The sequence below is a fragment of the Microbacterium sp. genome, from assembly GCF_047602155.1.
Lineage (GTDB): Bacteria > Actinomycetota > Actinomycetes > Actinomycetales > Microbacteriaceae > Microbacterium.
Genome location: NZ_JASGHZ010000001.1, coordinates 1982133 through 1999955 on the forward strand (window position 1 = coordinate 1982133; position 17823 = coordinate 1999955).

12 protein-coding genes and 1 pseudogene are annotated in these 17823 nt (G+C 72.0%); 8 read left to right on the forward strand and 5 right to left on the reverse strand.

Translation table 11 applies throughout. From position 1 onward, the window contains the following. Positions 1–101 precede the first annotated feature (101 nt). Together QM720_RS08915 and QM720_RS08920 are read left to right on the forward strand one after the other, a co-directional pair. Positions 102–725, forward strand: a complete 624-nt coding sequence (locus tag QM720_RS08915) for a sigma-70 family RNA polymerase sigma factor (protein WP_415125759.1) — start codon at positions 102–104, stop codon at positions 723–725. Continuing rightward, entirely contained in the window at positions 722–967 is a 246-nt protein-coding gene (locus QM720_RS08920; RefSeq protein ID WP_415125760.1) for a zf-HC2 domain-containing protein, read from the forward strand. Before QM720_RS08915 ends, QM720_RS08920 begins: the two co-directional genes overlap by 4 nt. A gap of 13 nt (positions 968–980) precedes the next feature. On the opposite strand, the gene QM720_RS08925 is transcribed toward QM720_RS08920, so the two are convergent. Beyond that, positions 981–3839, reverse strand: a complete 2859-nt coding sequence (locus QM720_RS08925) for a hypothetical protein (RefSeq protein WP_415125761.1) — start codon at positions 3837–3839, stop codon at positions 981–983. Positions 3840–4481: 642 nt separating this feature from the next. Here QM720_RS08925 and QM720_RS08930 point away from each other — a divergent pair. From QM720_RS08930 to QM720_RS08940, 3 genes are read left to right on the forward strand one after another with little or no spacing between them, the layout of a single operon-like run. Further along, positions 4482–4964: a DUF3060 domain-containing protein gene (locus QM720_RS08930; protein WP_415125762.1), complete on the forward strand. Its 483-nt coding sequence runs from the start codon at positions 4482–4484 to the stop codon at positions 4962–4964. Positions 4965–4973: 9 nt separating this feature from the next. Next, on the forward strand, positions 4974–5693 hold the full coding sequence (locus QM720_RS08935) for a response regulator transcription factor (protein ID WP_415125763.1): 720 nt from the start codon (positions 4974–4976) through the stop codon (positions 5691–5693). Continuing rightward, on the forward strand, positions 5690–6565 hold the full coding sequence (locus tag QM720_RS08940; protein ID WP_415125764.1) for a sensor histidine kinase: 876 nt from the start codon (positions 5690–5692) through the stop codon (positions 6563–6565). The genes QM720_RS08935 and QM720_RS08940 overlap by 4 nt, the downstream gene beginning before the upstream one ends. A gap of 13 nt (positions 6566–6578) precedes the next feature. On the opposite strand, the gene QM720_RS08945 is transcribed toward QM720_RS08940, so the two are convergent. Together QM720_RS08945 and QM720_RS08950 are read right to left on the reverse strand one after the other, a co-directional pair. After that, positions 6579–7481, reverse strand: a complete 903-nt coding sequence (locus QM720_RS08945; RefSeq protein ID WP_415125765.1) for a diacylglycerol kinase — start codon at positions 7479–7481, stop codon at positions 6579–6581. A gap of 311 nt (positions 7482–7792) precedes the next feature. Further along, a pseudogene (locus QM720_RS08950) lies at positions 7793–11501 on the reverse strand (multifunctional oxoglutarate decarboxylase/oxoglutarate dehydrogenase thiamine pyrophosphate-binding subunit/dihydrolipoyllysine-residue succinyltransferase subunit). A 105-nt stretch (positions 11502–11606) separates the two neighbouring features. Between QM720_RS08950 and QM720_RS08955 the strand changes: the two are divergent. Beyond that, positions 11607–13064: a GuaB1 family IMP dehydrogenase-related protein gene (locus QM720_RS08955; protein WP_415125766.1), complete on the forward strand. Its 1458-nt coding sequence runs from the start codon at positions 11607–11609 to the stop codon at positions 13062–13064. A gap of 221 nt (positions 13065–13285) precedes the next feature. Here QM720_RS08955 and QM720_RS08960 read toward each other — a convergent pair whose 3' ends face one another. After that, entirely contained in the window at positions 13286–13870 is a 585-nt protein-coding gene (locus tag QM720_RS08960; protein WP_415125767.1) for a GNAT family N-acetyltransferase, read from the reverse strand. Positions 13871–14110: 240 nt separating this feature from the next. Then, positions 14111–15067, reverse strand: a complete 957-nt coding sequence (locus QM720_RS08965) for a hypothetical protein (RefSeq protein ID WP_415125768.1) — start codon at positions 15065–15067, stop codon at positions 14111–14113. 364 nt (positions 15068–15431) lie between these two features. Between QM720_RS08965 and QM720_RS08970 the strand changes: the two genes are divergently transcribed. After that, a complete protein-coding gene (locus QM720_RS08970) occupies positions 15432–16763 on the forward strand; it encodes a hemolysin family protein (RefSeq protein ID WP_415127866.1) in 1332 nt (443 codons plus the stop codon). Then, a complete protein-coding gene (locus tag QM720_RS08975; RefSeq protein WP_415125769.1) occupies positions 16760–17809 on the forward strand; it encodes a hemolysin family protein in 1050 nt (349 codons plus the stop codon). The genes QM720_RS08970 and QM720_RS08975 overlap by 4 nt, the downstream gene beginning before the upstream one ends. The last annotated feature ends 14 nt before the right edge of the window (positions 17810–17823 follow it).

A 17823-nucleotide genomic window follows, 5' to 3' on the forward strand; every position in this document is an offset into this window, starting at 1 on the left:
CGCCGCGCACGCGCGGGCATCGCCATCAGCAGAGGAGTCTTGTGACCGTGACCCTGGCGCCCCCTCGGCCGGGCGGGCTCGCCCCCGTAGACTGGCGCGTGATGGACGAGCAGGCGGACCCCGAGCCGCAGACCCCGCAGGATGCGCGCACCCAGTTCGAGCAGCAGGCGCTGCCGTTCATGGACCAGCTGTACGCCGCCGCGATGCGGATGACCCGCAACCCCGCCGATGCCGCCGACCTCGTGCAGGAGACGTTCGTCAAGGCGTTCGCGTCGTGGGCCTCGTTCACACAGGGGACGAACCTCAAGGCGTGGCTGTACCGCATCCTCACGAACACGTACATCAACACGTACCGCAAGAAGCAGCGTGAGCCCTATCAGGGGACGATCGACGACCTGGAGGACTGGCAGCTCGGCGGCGCCGAGTCCACGACGGCGACGAGCTCGCGCTCGGCCGAGGCCGAGGCGATCGACCACATGCCGGCATCCGTCGTCAAAGACGCGCTGCAGGCGCTGCCCGAAGACTTCCGCCTGGCCGTCTACCTCGCCGACGTCGAGGGATTCGCGTACCAGGAGATCGCCGACATCATGAAGACCCCGATCGGAACGGTCATGAGTCGCCTGCACCGTGGCAGGCGGATGCTGCGTGAGCAGCTGGCCGACTATGCGAGAGAGCGCGGCATCGACGTGCCGGCATCCGCCCTCGCTTCGAGGAGCAAGAAATGACCGACTGCGGCTGCGACAAGGCGCGCAAAGACCTCGAAGAGTACCTGCGGCACGAGATGTGTCGCACCGAGCACTCCGACATCCGCGCGCACCTGGAGAACTGCCCGGAGTGCCAGGACGAGGTGCTCGTCGCGACGACGCTCACCACCGTCATCGCGCGCGCCTGCAAAGAGACCGCGCCCGACGAGCTGCGCGACCAGGTGCTCGCCCGCCTGCGCGCCGAGCAGGCCACGCACCACTGACCCCGTACGCGGCTCAGTTCATATCGCGCGGGTTCAGGTCGCGCAGTTCGAGCAGCGCGGTCTCGTAGGCCCGGCTGCGGTAGTAGTCGCCGTGCGTGCCGATGGCGATCATGTACCCCGTGAGGTCGAGCTCCTGCGCGTAGCGGTCGACCGGGTTCTCGCGCGGTGCCCGCGCGGGGAACCCGAGGTAGTCGGTCAGGCGCCAGAGGCTCCGCCACGGCACGCCCGGCTCCGGCAGCAGGGTTCCCGTGAGGGTTCCGGATGCCGTATCGTCCGCGGCCGGTGCGGCATCGGCATCCGCCTGCCACGGGTCGCGACTGCGCAGCCGCGGCGCGAGGCATGACTGGATGCCGAGAACCTCGGGGCCGAGCAGTTCCGGCAGCACGCGGCCGAAGTACGCGCGCAACTGGACGCCGAACGTCAGCAGCCGGATGCGGCCGAGCAGCTCGTCGCCCTTGCCGGTGCTCGCGAGCAGGGCCAGCGCCGACACGCTGAGCACGGCGCCCATGCTGTGGGCGGCGAGCACGACCGTGCGCCGCCGGCGCGGGTCGTTGTCGCGATCGTTGAGCCAGGCATACATCCTTCCGGCGATCTCGGGGACGGCCCGCTCCGCGTAGCACGGCGGCCCGAACGGCTGGCCGGTGCGCGGCAGGTAGCACACGACGTCCCACACGATCCCCAGGGGACGCTGGACATCCGCCGCGAGCGCCGCGACGAGGGCGAGGCCGGCGAACGAGAGCGCCGCGATGGCGATGTCGAGGATGCGGTGCATCGCTCCGGGTGCGAGGCCGTTCTCGACCGGCCACAGCCTCGCCGGGAACGCTCCGGGAGCACCGAACGCGCCGCTGCCGGCGATCGTCCAGACGATGCCGAGGACGATGGCGAGCCCGAAGAAGACCGACAGCATGCCCAGGACGGGCTCGACCAGGTGGAACCGGGCGGCGGCCGCGCGCGTCGAGGTGATCTGGGCGTAGAGGTCGACCGGGTCGAGCGGCAGGACGCCGTCGTCCGAGTCCAGTTCGGCGAAAGGACCGACCCGGGGCTCTCCGGGCTTCCAGGTCTGCTGCCATCGGGCGGCGCGCGGCGACACGTCTCGACGGGGGAGGAGGAACAGCCCCAGGATCAGCAGTGCGGCAAGGCCCCCGGCGAGGATCGTCGTGCCGAGCGCGAGGAAACCGGTGGGGACCTGGAGCGACACCGGTCGCGGATCGACGGGAGTCGGCACCACCAGTGTCGCGCCGTCTGCCTGGCCGGACGGCGTGACGATCTCTGCCTGGCCGATCGACTCGAAGCCCTCCGGGACGAGCGCGGGCGCGGTCGTGACGGGGGCGGGAGCCACATCCGGGTCGACGAGCTGGGACGAGCTCGCCGACCCGTTGAGCACGTTGCCCGTCGTGGCGACGACGATGGCGCTCGTGCCCACCGCGACCGCCAGCGCGAGCATCATGAAGACGGCCGGCGCCCTGCCTCGCCACGCCCGGTACGAACGCCGGGCGCGGTCGGCGCGGCGCCACCCGCATCCCGTGAGCGCGATCGCGGTGGCGAGCGCGACGAGGACGAGCAGCACCTCGTTGGCCCACGTCAGAGGCGTCGGCGGCACGTCGGCGGGCTCGCCGGCATACGGCTCGAAGGCGATCACGAGCAGGATCGCCGCCGCCACGGCGCACGCCGCGATCAGCATCGCGGCGCTGGCGCGGCTCGGCCAGCGGCTGCCGGCCGAGCCGATCGGAAGCACCGTCGTGGTCGGGACCGCGAACGTCAGCGCCGCCGTCACGACGAGGCCGGCGAGCACGATCCAGGCGCAGGCGACATGCCATCCGGCCCAGTCGCGCCCCCAGTCGGATGCCGCGGCGTGCACCGAGACGAATCCCGCCGACAGCAGGAGTCCGCCCGCGAGGTTGAGGCGCGCCAGGTCGCGGGAGCCGCGCGTGGACCAGAATCCGCGCTGACCGAGGAGGGCGCGTGACGCCTGCGGCGCGCGCTCCAGCCGGTCTTTCGGGGTCGGCCGCTCGGTGTGCGAGGCCATCGACGGCCGGGATCCGTAGCGCTGACGGGAGATCGCGGACAACCCCCACAGGACGACGATCGCCGCCACGGGCACGAGGCCCAGCAGGCCGAAGCGCTGACCCGGCGTCGCGTCCTCGAGGGGAGCGAACACGCCGGCCAGCGGGCCGCAGAGGGTGGATCTGGCGGCGCACTGCGCGGCGCCGATCCCGAGCCCGACCGTTGCCGCCGTCGTCGTGAATACGAGCGTGAGCAGCAACCCGAACACCCGCGTCGCACCCGCGGCGAGCAGGTGGCCGCGCTCGGAGAGCAGTGAGAGCGCGCGTTCTTGCGCCGTCATAGGGATCGCGTTGCGGCGTGGGCGGGGGGCTGTCGCGCCGGGGGCTCCGGGTGCTCCGGAGGCGCCGGCCTGGCCGTTCTTGCCGGCCGCGGCCTCGCTGAGCGCGGATGCCGTCGCTTCGTCGACGGCCACCTGCTCCGGGTCGGGGAGCTTCAGCCGCCGCACCCACTGCACGGTGTTGGCGAGCGCGAACGGGAGCAGCAGCGCGTAGCCGATGCGCGCGATGACGGCGAGGATCTTGCCCGCGACGCCGGTGCCGCCGACGCCGGGCGTCGTCCGCACCATCCCGCCCCACGAGTACGCCTCGCGCACGATGCCGGGCGGGATCGCACCCCGCGGACGGGTCGAGGGGCCCGATGCCGCGGCCGTCGGTCGCCAGAACGACCCGAGTTCGTCGCCGGCGGCAAGCTCGACCTGATCCTTCGGCAGGTCGAGCAGATCCTGCGGTGCCGTGTTGTTGACGCCGTGCACCCGCAGCTCGAGCACGTGAGGCTCGCTCTTCGCGACGATCTTTGCGAAGCCGATCATGGGTCCGCCACCCCGCCTTCCGCGCCGCCTGCGCTCGGCCACATGCTAGACCCGGCGGGCCCCTGGCGACAGGGCGGGGACCGCGCCGCGGCATCCGTTTCGCCGCGTTGGTTCGGTCGCGGCGAAACGTGGGTGTGTCTTCCCCTGACCCGCAGATTGCCGCGACCGAACTCGCCCGGGTCGCGGCTGAGGGCGGGGCGTGGTGGGCCCGTGTGGTTCGGTCGCAGCAAATTGTGGGTGCCGGCATTCGCGACCCGCAGGATGCCGCGACTGAACTCGCCTGGGCTGTGGCTGAGGGTGGGGCGTGGCCCGCCCGTGTGGTTTGGTCGCGGCGAATTGTGGGTGCCGGCGTCCGCGACCCGCAGGATGCCGCGACTGAACTCGCCCAGGCCGCAGGCCGCGGGCCGTCGCCGCTCTCTGGTCGCTGTCGGAATCTGCCGGCCGGACCGGCAGTGTGTGACGGGCGAGCCGCGCCGGCCGTATCCGCGCGACGCCGGAGCTGTCGCGAGACTGCGACATGCTCGCGACACGCCTGCGACATCGGCCCCGTAGCGTGGAGGGCATGAACACCGCCGCACGCACCCCGCTCCGCATCGCCACCGTCGGCCTGGCCGCAGCCCTCGCCGCGGTCGGTCTCGCCGGTTGCACCGTCACCGTCGCCGAGGCCCCTCGGCGTCGCTGTCGCAGACGCCGGCGACGGATGCCGGGTCCACACCGACCACGGACGTCACGGACGAGGCCACCGGCGACGCCGCCGACGACGGTTCGAGCGTCATCGTCAGCGACGAGGTGCGCGACCGCCTGCGGCGCGACCGCTGGACGGACTCGGTCACCAGCAACTTCACCTGCACGTCCGACGACTACGTCATCGACCACGTCCACGATGCGATGGTCGTGGACGTCACCGGCGACTGCACCGACGTGACGATCGAGGCGCATGCCGGGGTGACGCTGCTGCCCGCCGTGAAGAACCTGACGATCACCGGCGACGGCGGCATCGTCATCGTGGCCTCGGCCGAGACGATCACCATCACCGGCAGCGCGTGGGCCGTGGGCTGGGAGAGCGGCACACCCGCGATCCACGACCAGGGCACGCTGAACGCGACGACTCCCATCAGCCGCTAGCGTCGAGGCATGGACTCCGAGGCTCTGCCCCGGCTGCTGCTGGTCGACGACGAATCGTCGATCACCGACAGCCTGGCGCCGTTCCTGTCGCGCAGCGGCTTCGAGGTGCGGGTCGCGGCCGACGGGGCGCAGGCGCTCGACGAGGTGGCGCGGTGGCATCCCGACATCGTCGTCAGCGACGTGGTCATGCCGCGCGTCGACGGCCGGGAGGTCATCCGGCGGTTGCGGGCGGGCGGAGTCACCACGCCGGCGATCCTGCTGACGCACGTCGGGGAGTCGGGCGAACGCTCCGCCGCGCTGGAGGAGGGCGCCGACGACTACCTCAACAAGCCGTTCGACCCGCAGGAACTCGTCGCCCGAGTGCGGGCCGTGCTGCGGCGGGTCGCCGCCGGCGCGGCGCCGCTCGTCTCGTCGCAGGTGCTGCGGGCCGACGGCATCCGGATCGACCGTCCCGCGCGGCGCCTCTGGCGCGACGGCGCCGAGGTGACGCTGACGCCGAAGGCCTTTCAGCTGCTGGAGTATCTGATGGCCCGGCCCGGCGAGGTGCACACGCGCGAGCGCCTGCTGTCGGCGCTGTGGGGCTTCGACTTCGCCGCGCACACGCGCGCCGTCGACCACCGTGTCGCCGAACTGCGCGCGGCGCTGGGCGACGATGCGACCGACCCGCGCTACATCGAGACCGTGCCGGGCGCCGGGTACCGCTTCCGCGCCGAGGTGAGTCGCGGATGAGGGGCCGGCTGCTGTTGTTCCTGCCCGCCGCCGTGGCGCTGGTGGTGGCCGTCGTCGCGCTCGGCGACGCGCGCACGGTCGTCGTGGGGGCGGCCGTTCCCCTGGTCGCGGCGGTCGTCGCGCTCGTGCTGGCGGCGGCCGCAGCCGCCGCGGTGCTCTGGATGCGGTCGCGGTCTCGTGCCGCCGAGCGGGCGCGCGCCGCCGCCGCGGAGGATGCCGCGCGCGAGCACCGGCGCTTCCTCGACCGCCTCGACCACGAGCTGAAGAACCCGGTCACCGCGATCCGCGCGGCCGTCGCCGCGAGCACGCCGTCGACGCCGCAGCTCGACGTCATCGACGGGCAGACCGAGCGTCTGGCGCGGCTCGTCGGCGACCTGCGCAAGCTCGCGGAACTGCGGACGATCGCGCTGGAGGCGGCATCCGTCGATGTCGACACGCTGGTCGGCGACGTCGTCGACGCGGTCCGCGACGCGCACGGGCGCGAGATCGCGGTGACGCTGCCGTCGGCGCCGTGGCCGCTGCCGCGGGTCGCCGGCGACCCCGACCTGCTGTTCGTCGCCGTGTTCAACGTCGTGGCGAACGCCGCGAAGTACAGCGAACCCGGCGACACGATCGAGGTGCGCGGTTCGGAGCGGGACGGCACCGTGGTGCTGGAGGTCGCCGACACGGGGCGCGGCATCCCGGAGGCGGAGCTCGGCACCGTCTTCGAAGAACTGGCGCGTGCGTCCAACGCCCGCGATCGGCAGGGCAGCGGGCTGGGGCTGGCGCTCGTGCGCACCATCGTCGAACGCCACGGCGGCGGAGCCGACATCACGTCCCGCGAGGGGCAGGGCACGAGCGTCCGGATCACCCTGCCGGCCGTGCGGCACTGAGGCTGCGGCCGGTTCAGGCCGGCACGAACACGGTCAGCGCGGCCGGGACGACTTCGACCGACAGCGGCAGCGCGCCGACCGGGTCGCCGTCGGCGTACGCCGTCACGCCCGGCGATGCGAGCCGCACGGCGCGGACGCGGTGCGTCGAGACCTGCGGAACCGTCATATGCGTTCCGCGGTATACGCGCGGCAGCAGCCGCAGCAGCCTGAGACGCCCCGCGGGGCGGACGAGCGTCACGTCGAGCAGCCCGTCGGAAAGGTCGGCGTCGGGACAGATCGGGATGCCGCCGCCGTAGGTCGGCCCGTTCCCCACGGTCGCCATCACCAGGTCGCCGTCGACGCGCTCGGTCGAGCCGTCGGCCCGCTCCACCTCGACGAGAAACGGGATGCCGCGCAGCTTCACGAACTCGATGAGGATCGCGATGGTGTAGCGCAGGTGCCCGCGCGGCCACCGCATCCGGTTCGCGCGGTCATTCACCTGCGAGTCGAACCCGCTCGCGAGCACCGTGCCGAAGTATTGCCCCGACCCGTCGGGGCGCGTGATGCGGGCGAGGTCGATCGTGCGGGTGTGCCCCGCGACGATGGCGTCCGCGGCCCCGACCGCGTCGAGGTCGCGCAGCCCCAGCGCCGTCGCGAGGTCGTTGCCGGTGCCGGCGGGGACGATCCCCAGCGGCACGCCGGTGCCCGCCAGCTCCTGGACGGCCAGGGCGACGGTGCCGTCGCCGGCCGCGACGACGACGGCACCCGCCCCCAGGCGCAGCGCCGTGCGCAGCAGCTCGGACGACTCCGCCGCGCTGCCGCCGGAGATCACCGTGACCCGGTGCCCGGCCGCGCGCAGCCGCGCGGCGGCGCGCGGCGCCGCGCCGGTGTGTGCGCCCGCGCGGGCGGCGGGGTTGGTCAGGAGTGCGACGTCCATGTCGTCCTTCGGTCGGGGCTGCGGTGTGGGGGTGTTGCTGCGCTTCGTCCCGCGGGCGGGGGTCAGGCGCGATGCCCGACGCCGAGGCGTCACCCCCCTCATCCGTCGCAGATCGCGTCGAACTGCGCGGGTCGTCACGATTTGCGCCGGACCACGCGGATGCCTCGCCCCTCATCCGGCGCAGATCGCGGTCATTCGTGCGAATAGCCGCGATTTGCGCCGGGCGCACGAGGCGTCGGGCATGACCGTTGAGGAACCGGCCCCGGATGCCGACGGGGCGGAATGCGCTCCGCGAGGGCTCATGCGCCGCCTCAGAGCGTGAGCGCCGTCTCCAGGATGGCGGCCTGCTCGCGCGCGTGCACCTTGGGCGAGCCGGTCGCCGTCGAGGCGGCGGCCGCGCGCGAGACGCGGCGGATGGTGCGCCCGTGCAGGTGCCCGGCGACCTCCAGCGCGATGAACGGCCATGCGCCCTGGTTCTCGGGCTCGTCCTGCACCCACACCAGCTGCGCGTCCGGGTAGCCGTCGATCACGGCGCCCAGCTCGTCGAGCGGCGCCGGGTACAGCTGCTCGACGCGCACGAGCGCGATCTCGGGGTTCGGGTTCTTCTCCAGCTCGGCCTTCAGATCCCAGTGGATCTTGCCCGAGTGCAGCAGCACGCGCTTGACGGCGGCCTTGTCGAGCCCGCGGTCGTCGTCGAGCACCGGCTCGAACCGCCCGGTCGTGAAGTCCCCGACCGGGCTCGTGGCGCTGCGCAGGCGCAGCATGGCCTTCGGCGTGAACACGATCAGCGGCCGGCGCGGGCGCGCGTAGGCCTGCCGCCGCAGCAGGTGGAAATAGGATGCCGGGGTCGACGGGCGCGCCACGGTCATGTTGTCCTGCGCGCACAGCTGCAGGTACCGCTCGATGCGGGCCGACGAATGGTCGGGCCCCTGACCCTCGTAGCCGTGCGGCAGCAGCAGCACGACGCTCGACTGCTGGCCCCACTTCTGGTCGGCGGCGGAGATGTACTCGTCGACGACGGACTGCGCGCCGTTGGCGAAGTCGCCGAACTGCGCCTCCCACAGGGTCAGCGTGTCGGCGCGTTCGACGGAGTAACCGTACTCGAAGCCCATCGCGGCGTATTCGCTCAGCAGCGAGTCGTAGACGTAGAAGCGCCCCTGGGTCTGGGAGAGGTTGGCCAGCGGCAGCCACTCCTGCCCGTTGACGCGGTCGTGCAGCACGGCGTGGCGCTGCACGAAGGTGCCGCGGCGGGCATCCTGGCCGGCGAGCCGCACGTTGGTGCCCTCCATGAGCACCGAGCCGAAGGCGAGCAGCTCGCCGAAGCCCCAGTCGATCTGGCCGTTGCGGCTCATGTCCAGGCGCTTGTCGAGCAGCTGATCGAGCTTCGGGTGCACCGTGAAGCCCTCGGGCTTGTTCACGAAGGCGTCGCCGATCTGGTGAACGACCTCCAGCGCCACCCCGGTCGTGTCGGGCTCGCCGACGGCGACCTCGGTCGTCCCGGTCGGGGTCACGATGCCGCTCGCGCCCGTCTCGGCGGCGTGCGTCTCGGCGAACGCGATCTTCGAGCCGGTTCTGGAAGTCCTGCTTGGCCTTGTCGTACTCCTCCTCGGTGATGTCGCCGCGGCCGACGAGCGCCTCGGTGTACAGGCGTCGCACCGAGCGCTTGGCCTCGATGAGGTTGGTCATCAGCGGCTGCGTCATCGACGGGTCGTCGCCCTCGTTGTGCCCGCGGCGGCGGTAGCAGACGAGGTCGATCACGATGTCGCGCTGGAACTCCTGGCGGTACGCGACCGCCAGTGCGGCGACGCGCACGACCGCCTCGGGGTCGTCGCCGTTGACGTGCAGGATGGGAGCCTGGATGGTCTTGGCCACATCCGTGGCGTACACCGAGGTGCGGCCGTCCTGCGGCGTCGTCGTGAAGCCGACCTGGTTGTTGACCACGACGTGCACCGTGCCGCCGGTGCGGTAACCGCGCAGCTGCGACATCTGCAGCGTCTCGACGACGACGCCCTGACCGGCGAAGGCCGCGTCGCCGTGCACGAGGATCGGCAGCCACGAGAACGAGCCGATCGGCATCCGGTCCTGCTTGGCGCGGACGATGCCCTCCAGCACGCCGTCGACCGTCTCCAGGTGCGACGGATTCGCGGCGAGGTACACGGGCAGCTCGGTGCCGGCATCCGACACGAACGTCCCCTCGGTGCCGAGGTGGTACTTGACGTCGCCCGACCCGCTCTTCGACCCGATCGCGACCTGGCCCTCGAACTCGCGGAAGATCTGGCTGTAGGTCTTGCCGGCGATGTTCGTCAGCACGTTCAGGCGCCCGCGGTGCGCCATGCCGATGGCGGCGCCGTCGAGGTTCGCACGGGCGGCGCCCTGCAGGATCTCATCCAGCAGCGGGATGAGCGACTCGCCGCCCTCCAGGCTGAAGCGCTTCTGACCGACGTACTTCGTCTGCAGGAACGTCTCGAACGCCTCGGCCTGGTTGAGCTTGTCGAGGATCCGCAGCTGCTCGTCGTGGTCGGGCTTTTGGTACTTCACCTCGACCTGGGCCTGGAACCACCGGCGCTGGGCGGGATCCTGGATGTGCATGTACTCGACGCCGATCGTGCGGCAGTACGAGTCGCGCAGCACGCCGAGGACGTCGCGCAGCCTCAGCACCCGCTTGCCGCCGAAGCCCCCGGTGACGAACTCGCGGTCGAGATCCCAGAAGGTCAGGCCGTGGTTCTCGATCTCGAGGTCGGGGTGCGTGCGCTGCACGTACTCCAGCGGGTCGATGTCGGCCATGAGGTGGCCCCGCACGCGGAACGCGTTGATGAGCTCCTGCACGCGGGCGGTCTTGTCGACGCGCTCGGCGAGGTCGACGCTGACGTCCTCGGCCCAGTGGATCGGGTCGTAGGGGATGCGCAGCGCCGCGAAGATGCCGGAATAGAAGTCGCGCTGACCGGTCAGGTACTCGTGGACGATCTTGAGGAACTCGCCCGACCCGGCACCCTGGATGACGCGGTGGTCGTAGGTGCTCGTGAGGGTGATGGTCTTGCCGATCGCCAGCTCCGCGAGCGTCTTCTCGCTCGCACCCTGGAACTCGGCCGGGTACTCCAGGGCGCCGGCGCCGAGGATGCAGCCCTGGCCCTTCATCAGCCGGGGCACGGAGTGCACGGTGCCGATGCCGCCCGGGTTGGTCAGCGACACCGTCGTGCCCTGGAAGTCGGCCGCGGTGAGCTTGTTCGCGCGGGCGCGCTTGACGAGATCCTCGTACGCGACGAGGTATTCGTTGAAGGTCAGCGTCTCGGCCTGCTTGATGCTCGGCACCAGGAGCGAGCGCGTCCCGTCGGGGCGGGGCAGGTCGATCGCGATGCCGAGGTTGATGTGCGCGGGCGCGACGACCGACGGCTTGCCGTCGACCTCGGCGTACGACACGTTCATGCTCGGGAAGTCCTTCAGCGCCCGGATCATGGCCCAGCCGATGAGGTGCGTGAAGCTCACCTTGCCGCCGCGCGTGCGCGACATGTGGTTGTTGATCACGATGCGGTTGTCGATCATGAGCTTCGCCGGGATCGTGCGCACGCTCGTCGCGGTGGGCACGGTCAGCGACTCGTCCATGTTGGCGGCGAGCGTCTTCGGCATGCCGCGCAGCGGCGTGACGACGTCGTCGAGCGTCGCGGCGACGGGGCCGGGCTCGAACTTCGGAGCCTGCGCGGGAACCGGCTGAGGAGCGGCGGGCCTGGCGGTCGTGCGTGCGACCGGCTGGGCGCCGACGACCGGGACGGGGGCGGTCACGGGGCGCGCCTCGGCCGCCGCGGCAGGGGTCGTGACGGGCGAGGATGCCGGAGCCCGCTCGGCCGGCGGTGCGGCATCCGTGTTCCGCTGCGTGCGCTCGTAGGCCTCCAGGACCGGCCACCACGACTCGTCGACGGAGTTGCGGTCCTTCGCGAACTGGTCGTACATCTCGGCGACGAGCCACTCGTTGGCCCCGAATTCGCCATCGCTCGATGTACCCACGCCGGTCAACTGACTGGACACGGTTGTGCCTGCTTTCGTCGATGAAGTTCAGATCGTACGGGGCTTGCAAGAGCCCTCGCGCACACCCGTCAAGGTTATCCCAGTTGGAGTCGCTACCGTGGACGCATGCAGTTCTCCGGCGCGCAGCCCACCGTCGACCTCACCTATTCCGACGTCTTCCTCGTCCCGCGCAGGTCGGGCATCACGAGCCGCCTCGACGTCGACCTGTCGCCGCGCGACGGCACGAGCGCGACGATCCCGCTCGTCGCCGCCAACATGAACTCCGTCACCGGCCCCCGGCTGGCCGCGGCCCTGGCCCGCCGCGGCGGGCTGGGCGTGCTGCCGCAGGACATGCCGCTGCAGGACATCGACGCCGCGATCCGGTGGGTGAAAGACCAGCCGGTGCCGTGGGACACGCCGCAGGTGCTGCCCGCCGACGCGACCGTCGCCGAGGCGGCGGCGCTGCTGCCGGCGACCGAGGGGCACGGCATCGTCGTGGTGTCGAGCGCCCGCGAGCGCGTGCACGTCGACGACATCCTCGGCGTCGTGCCGGCGACGCGCCTGGGCACGGCGCTGCCCGACGCGCGGCTGGGCGACCTTGCGCGGGGGCGCACGGCATCCATCGACGCCGACGACGTCGACGACGCGCGGCACGCGTTCGACCTCATCGTCGCCGCCGACGCCGAGACGGTGTGCGTGCTGCACCACGGCTACCTCGTCGGCACGCTGTCGCGCCGCACGGCGCTGCGCTCGACGCTGTACCGGCCGGCCGTCGACGCCTCGGGACGGCTGATCGTCGCCGCCGCCGTCGGCATAGGCGGCGACGTCGCCGCGAAGGCGAGGGCGCTGGCCGCCGCGGGAGTCGACGTGCTCGTCGTCGACACCGCGCACGGCCATCAGGAGGGGATGCTGCGCGCCCTGCGCGCGGTGTCGGAGCTGGAGCTCGGCATCCCGATCGCGGCGGGCAACATCGTCACCGCCGAGGGCGCGCGCGACCTCGTGGATGCCGGCGCCTCGATCCTCAAGGTCGGTGTCGGCCCGGGCGCGATGTGCACGACGCGCATGATGACGGCCGTGGGGCGGCCGCAGTTCTCCGCCGTGCTCGACACGGCGGCCGCGGCGACCGAGCTCGGCGCACACGTGTGGGCCGACGGGGGAGTGCGCTACCCGCGCGATGTGGCGCTGGCCCTCGCGGCGGGAGCGGCATCCGTCATGATCGGCTCGTGGTTCGTCGGCACGATCGAGGCGCCGGGCGGGCTGCAGGCCGACGCGGACGGCCGCGTGTTCAAGGAGTCGTGGGGCATGGCCTCGACCAAGGCCGTGCAGGGCCGTTTCGGCCGCCTCGACCCGTACGAGCGCGCCCGCAAGGAGCTGTTCGCCGAGGGCATCTCGTCGTCGAAGATCTACCTCGACCCGCTGCGGCCGTCGGTCGAGGATCTCGTCGACATGATCACCTCGGGCGTGCGCTCGTCGTTCACCTACGCGGGCGCGGCGACCGTGCCCGACTTCCACGTGCGCGCGACGGTCGGCCTGCAGTCGGCCGCCGGCTACGAAGAGGGCAAGGCTCTGCCCGTCAGCTGGTAGCGGCGGGCGGTCAGCTGGTGGCGGCGCGCGGTCAGGCGCTCGGGTGGGGGTTCGGCGGTCAGCTGGTGGCGGCGCGCGGTCAGCCGGTCGGGTGGGAGTTCGGCGGCTCGTCCGCCGCTCGGCACTGGCGCCGGCATCCACCCCGCCGCTCGCGCGGTCGTTTCCTGCACGCGCTGTCGAAACTTCAGCAGCGCGTGCAGGTTTCGACAGCGCGAAGCGCGTCAGGCGTGAGCCGCGGCCTCCCACTCGTGACGCAGGATGCCCATCACGACAGAGTCGTAGCGGATGCCGCGCACTTCGCGCGCGTCGCGGAACCGGGCCTCTTCGGTGAAGCCGAGGCGCCGGCCGACGGCGAGCATGCGCGTGTTGCCCGACCACGTCGAGTAGTCCAGTCGCACGACGCGCGTCGTGCGGAACAGGTAGTCGGTCCAGATGCGCAGCGCCGCCGTGCCGATGCCGCGGCCTCGGAGCGTCGGGTCGTAAACCGTGATCCCCATCCGGCGCCAGTCCGACTCTTCGCCCTCCCAGTGCCACGACACCGTGCCGCGCATGACGTCGGGGTTCTCCGCGGTCGCGATGACCGCGCGCTGCAACGGGGACTGCGCGGCGTACGAGCCGTCGGCGAGCGCCGTCGACAAGCGTCGGCACGCGGCGGCGATGGCGGCGGCATCCGGCTTCGCGAAGTACGGACCGTCCCACCGGTGCCATTCCTGGTCGGGCTGCAGCCAGCGGCGATAGTCCTCGATGTCGGACTCGATGAACGGGCGCACGATGACGCCCGCGCTCTCGCCGATCGTCTCGCTCACGGCTCCATTCTCGCGTCCTCCGCTCGGCTCGCGCGCCCCCGCCCGTTCGGCAGGGCGTGTCCCCGCCCGCTCGGCTCGCGCGGTCGTTTTCGGCACGCGCTATCGAAAGTTCAGTAGCGCGTGCCGATTTCGACAGCGCGAGCGCGTCGGGGCGCAAGCGCGACGGGCGCAAGCGCGACGAGCGCCGAGCGCGACGGGCGCAAGCGCGTCGGGCATCGGCGGCGACAGCGCCGGCGGCGGTCAGTGCGACGGGCGGGGCTTCGAACTGTGCAGCCCGTCGCCGGTGAGGATGTCGTACACGCGCCTCGGGTGATCGAGGTCCGCCGCCTCGAGGCGTGAGAACCCGCGCACCTCGCGGCGGATCTCGTTCTCGCGGTTCTTCTCATCGATGACGATCTCGGCGGGCGCGCGGGACTGGCCGAACTCGGGACTGAGGTACTTTCCGCGTCCGTCGAGTTCGAGCCAGTGGTCCTGCTCCGGAAAATAGGCGTCGCCGTACACGAGCCGCCCGCTGCGGAGCACGCGCCGCTCCTGCAGTCGGGGCTCGCCGAATCCCAAGGCGATGACGAGCAGCCGCATCTGGGTTTCGCGCACGTTGGCCGCGAGCGGCTCGGCCGCAGCGACGGCCCGGCGCGCGCGGGCATCGCCGCGGCGCGGCGGACCGGCATCCAGCAGCGCGAGGATTTCGGCTTTCGTCGTCAGAGCGCCGCCGCGGCCACCGGTCCAGATGGCCTGGTCGATCGCCGAGACCGCGCGCACGAAGGGGAGCATCCGGGCAAGATCGAGCACCGTCTGCGCCGGACTTGTCACTTCATGCCGGCCGAAGCCGACGCGAGCAACGCCCGCCAACCCGAGCGCGCGCCGCCGGACCGCGCCGCCCGAGCGCCCGCCGCTCGCGCGTTCGATCGTGACATCGACGAGCTCGGGCCACGCGCCGAGGATGTCGATGCCCCACACGGCCGCCGCGGCGAAGTGCGAGAGAACGGCCGGGCCGTCCAGCCGCGCCGACACTTCGTCGACGCGCAGGCGGTGCCGCGCGATCGGCGCGAGCGCGCGCCATTGCGGCGTCGAGGCGTACACGCCGGGCGCGACACGGGTCCACGCGCCGGAGCGCACGTGGCGACGCAGTCGGCGGTAGTCGGGCGTGTCGCCGAACTCGCGCGTCCGCGCCAGTTGCACGTCGGGTGTCGGAGTCATGCTCCGACCCTGGCACGTCACGGCGTCGCGGAATCGGCCCGCGCGGCGATCTGTGGACAGATCGCCGAACTCGCGTCCTGGGGAGGAGGTTGCGACCGGCATCCGTGCGGCCCACTCGCGCTGCCGTTTCCTGCACGCGCTATCGAAACTTCAGCAGCGCGTGCCGATTTCGACCGCGCGTGCCGATTTCGACGGCGCGGGCGGATGCGGCGGGCGCGGGGGAGCGCACGGTGCGGGCGGATGCCGCGGGCAGCGGCGCGCAGTCGGCGCGGTGCCGTAAACTTCTGTGCACGATGGACGACCCTCCCAGTTGTAGACACTCGCCCCACCGACCCGAACCCGGCCTGACCGGGGGTGATGCGTGATGGAGTTCGTCATGCTGGGCGTGGGGCTGCTGCTGACCATCGGGACCGGGCTGTTCGTGGCGAGCGAGTTCGCGCTCGTGAACCTCGACCGGGCCGACCTCGAGGCCCGCCGGGCGGCGGGCGAGTCGCGGCTGTCGCTGACGATCGACGCGCTGAAGATCACCTCGACGCACCTCTCCAGCGCGCAGCTGGGCATCACGCTGACGACGCTGCTCACCGGTTACACGATGGAGCCGGCGCTGTCGACGCTGCTGAGCCCCGTGCTGACCTCCTGGCGGGTTCCGGATGCCGCGGTCAGCGCGATCGCCACCGTCGTCGCGATCGCGATCGCGACGACGTTCTCGATGATCCTCGGCGAACTCGTGCCGAAGAGCTTCGCGCTCGCCGTGCCGCGCCAGACCGCGAAGCTCGTCGTGCCGTTCCAGGTGGGCTTCACGATGGTGTTCCGGCCCGCCATCGCCGTGCTCAACGGCAGCGCCAACGCCGTGCTGCACGGCCTGGGCGTCGAGCCCAAGGAGGAGCTGTCCGGCGCCCGCACCGCCGAGGAGCTGTCGAGCCTCGTGCGCCGCTCGGCGAGCGCCGGCGTGCTGGAGGAGGACACCGCGTCGCTGCTGGACCGCACGCTCACCTTCTCCCGGCTGACCACCGCCGACGTCATGACCCCGCGGCCGAGCGTCCACGCCGTCGCCGCGGGCGACAGCGTGGACGAGGTCATCCAGCTCGCCCGTCGCACCGGGCACAGCCGCTTTCCGGTGTACGACGACTCGATGGACGACATCACCGGCATCGTGCACCTCAAGCAGGCCGTCAGCGTCCCGCGCGACCGCCGCGCCGACGTGCCCGCCGCCGCCATCGCCGAGGAGCCGCTGCGCGTGCCCGAGGCGGTGCACCTCGACGCCGTCATGGCAGAGCTGCGCGCTCGCGGGTATCAGATGGCGATCGTCGTCGACGAGTACGGCGGCACGGCGGGAGTGGTCACGCTGGAGGATCTCGTCGAGGAGATCGTCGGTGAGGTGCTCGACGAGCACGACCGCAGCCGCGCCGGGGTCGTGCGGGTGGCCGGTACGGCCGGCGCCGTGACGTTCCCCGCCGACCTCCGGCCCGACGAGGTGCTCGACCGCACCGGCATCCGGGTTCCGGAGAGCGATGTCTACGACACCGTCGGCGGCTTCGTCATGTCGACGCTGGAGCGCATCCCCGCCGTCGGCGACACCGTCGACCTCGAGGACGGCACCCTCACGGTGCAGCGCATGGACGGCCGGCGCGTGGACCGCGTGCGGTTCACCCCGCATCCGCTGCCGGACGGCGCCGAGGGCGGTGAGCAGTCATGAGCGACTGGGCCGGCCTCGCGTGGCTCGTCGTGCTGCTCGCGTTCAACGCCTTCTTCGTCGGCGCCGAGTTCGCCGTCATCTCGGCACGCCGCTCGCAGATCGAACCACTCGCCGAACGCGGATCGCGCGCGGCGAAGACCGCCCTGTACGCCATGGAGCACGCGACGCTGATGCTCGCGACGAGTCAGCTGGGCATCACGATCTGCTCCCTGCTGATCCTGAACGTGTCGGAGCCGGCGATCCACCACCTGCTCGAGGTGCCGCTCGGCCTCACCGGCTGGAGCGACGCGGTCATCGGCGGCGTCGCGTTCGCGGTCGCGCTGCTGCTCGTGTCGTACCTGCACGTCGTGTTCGGCGAGATGGTGCCCAAGAACCTCGCGTTCTCGCTGCCCGACCGGGCGGTGCTGATGCTCGCGACGCCGCTCGTGTGGGTCTCGAAGGTGTTCCATCCGCTGATCGTCGCGCTGAACTGGACCGCCAACCACATCGTGCGGCTGTTCCGGGTCGAGCCGAAGGACGAGGCGGCATCCACGTTCACCCTCGACGAGGTCGCCACGATCGTGAACCAGTCGCGCATCGAGGGCGTGCTCGACGATGCGTCGGGCGCGGTGGCCGCGGCCGTGGAGTTCACCGACAAGAAGGCGCGCGACGTCGCCGTGCCGCTGGCGGAGCTCGTGAGCCTGCCCGAGACGACGACCCCCGACGAGATCGAGCGTGCGGTCGCGAAGCACGGCTTCTCGCGCTACGTCATCACCGGCGCCGACGGGATGCCGGTCGGCTACGTGCACCTGAAGGACATCCTGCGCGCCGCCGAGGGGCCGGATGCCGATGTCACCGTCCCGATCAACCCGAAGCGCATCCACCACATGGTGCCGGTGGTCGAGGCGACCGACCTCGAAGACGCCCTCGCGCTGATGCGCCGCGCCGGGCGCCACCTCGCGCAGGTGCGGGATACCGAGGGCCGGACGACGGGCGTGCTCTTCCTGGAGGACATCATCGAGGAACTCGTCGGCGAGGTCCGCGACGCCACCCGCCGCGGGTACTGAGCCGGCCGCTCGGG

What these genes read in the sequence shown, in the direction of transcription:
- QM720_RS08920 (WP_415125760.1), top strand. Translation starts at nt 722, where the DNA reads ATGACCGACTGCGGCTGCGACAAGGCGCGCAAAGACCTCGAAGAGTAC.
- QM720_RS08915 (WP_415125759.1), top strand. Translation starts at nt 102, where the DNA reads ATGGACGAGCAGGCGGACCCCGAGCCGCAGACCCCGCAGGATGCGCGC.
- QM720_RS08925 (WP_415125761.1), bottom strand. Translation starts at nt 3,839, where the DNA reads ATGATCGGCTTCGCAAAGATCGTCGCGAAGAGCGAGCCTCACGTGCTC.
- QM720_RS08945 (WP_415125765.1), bottom strand. Translation starts at nt 7,481, where the DNA reads ATGGACGTCGCACTCCTGACCAACCCCGCCGCCCGCGCGGGCGCACAC.
- QM720_RS08975 (WP_415125769.1), top strand. Translation starts at nt 16,760, where the DNA reads ATGAGCGACTGGGCCGGCCTCGCGTGGCTCGTCGTGCTGCTCGCGTTC.
- QM720_RS08940 (WP_415125764.1), top strand. Translation starts at nt 5,690, where the DNA reads ATGAGGGGCCGGCTGCTGTTGTTCCTGCCCGCCGCCGTGGCGCTGGTG.
- QM720_RS08965 (WP_415125768.1), bottom strand. Translation starts at nt 15,067, where the DNA reads ATGACTCCGACACCCGACGTGCAACTGGCGCGGACGCGCGAGTTCGGC.
- QM720_RS08935 (WP_415125763.1), top strand. Translation starts at nt 4,974, where the DNA reads ATGGACTCCGAGGCTCTGCCCCGGCTGCTGCTGGTCGACGACGAATCG.
- QM720_RS08970 (WP_415127866.1), top strand. Translation starts at nt 15,432, where the DNA reads ATGGAGTTCGTCATGCTGGGCGTGGGGCTGCTGCTGACCATCGGGACC.
- QM720_RS08955 (WP_415125766.1), top strand. Translation starts at nt 11,607, where the DNA reads ATGCAGTTCTCCGGCGCGCAGCCCACCGTCGACCTCACCTATTCCGAC.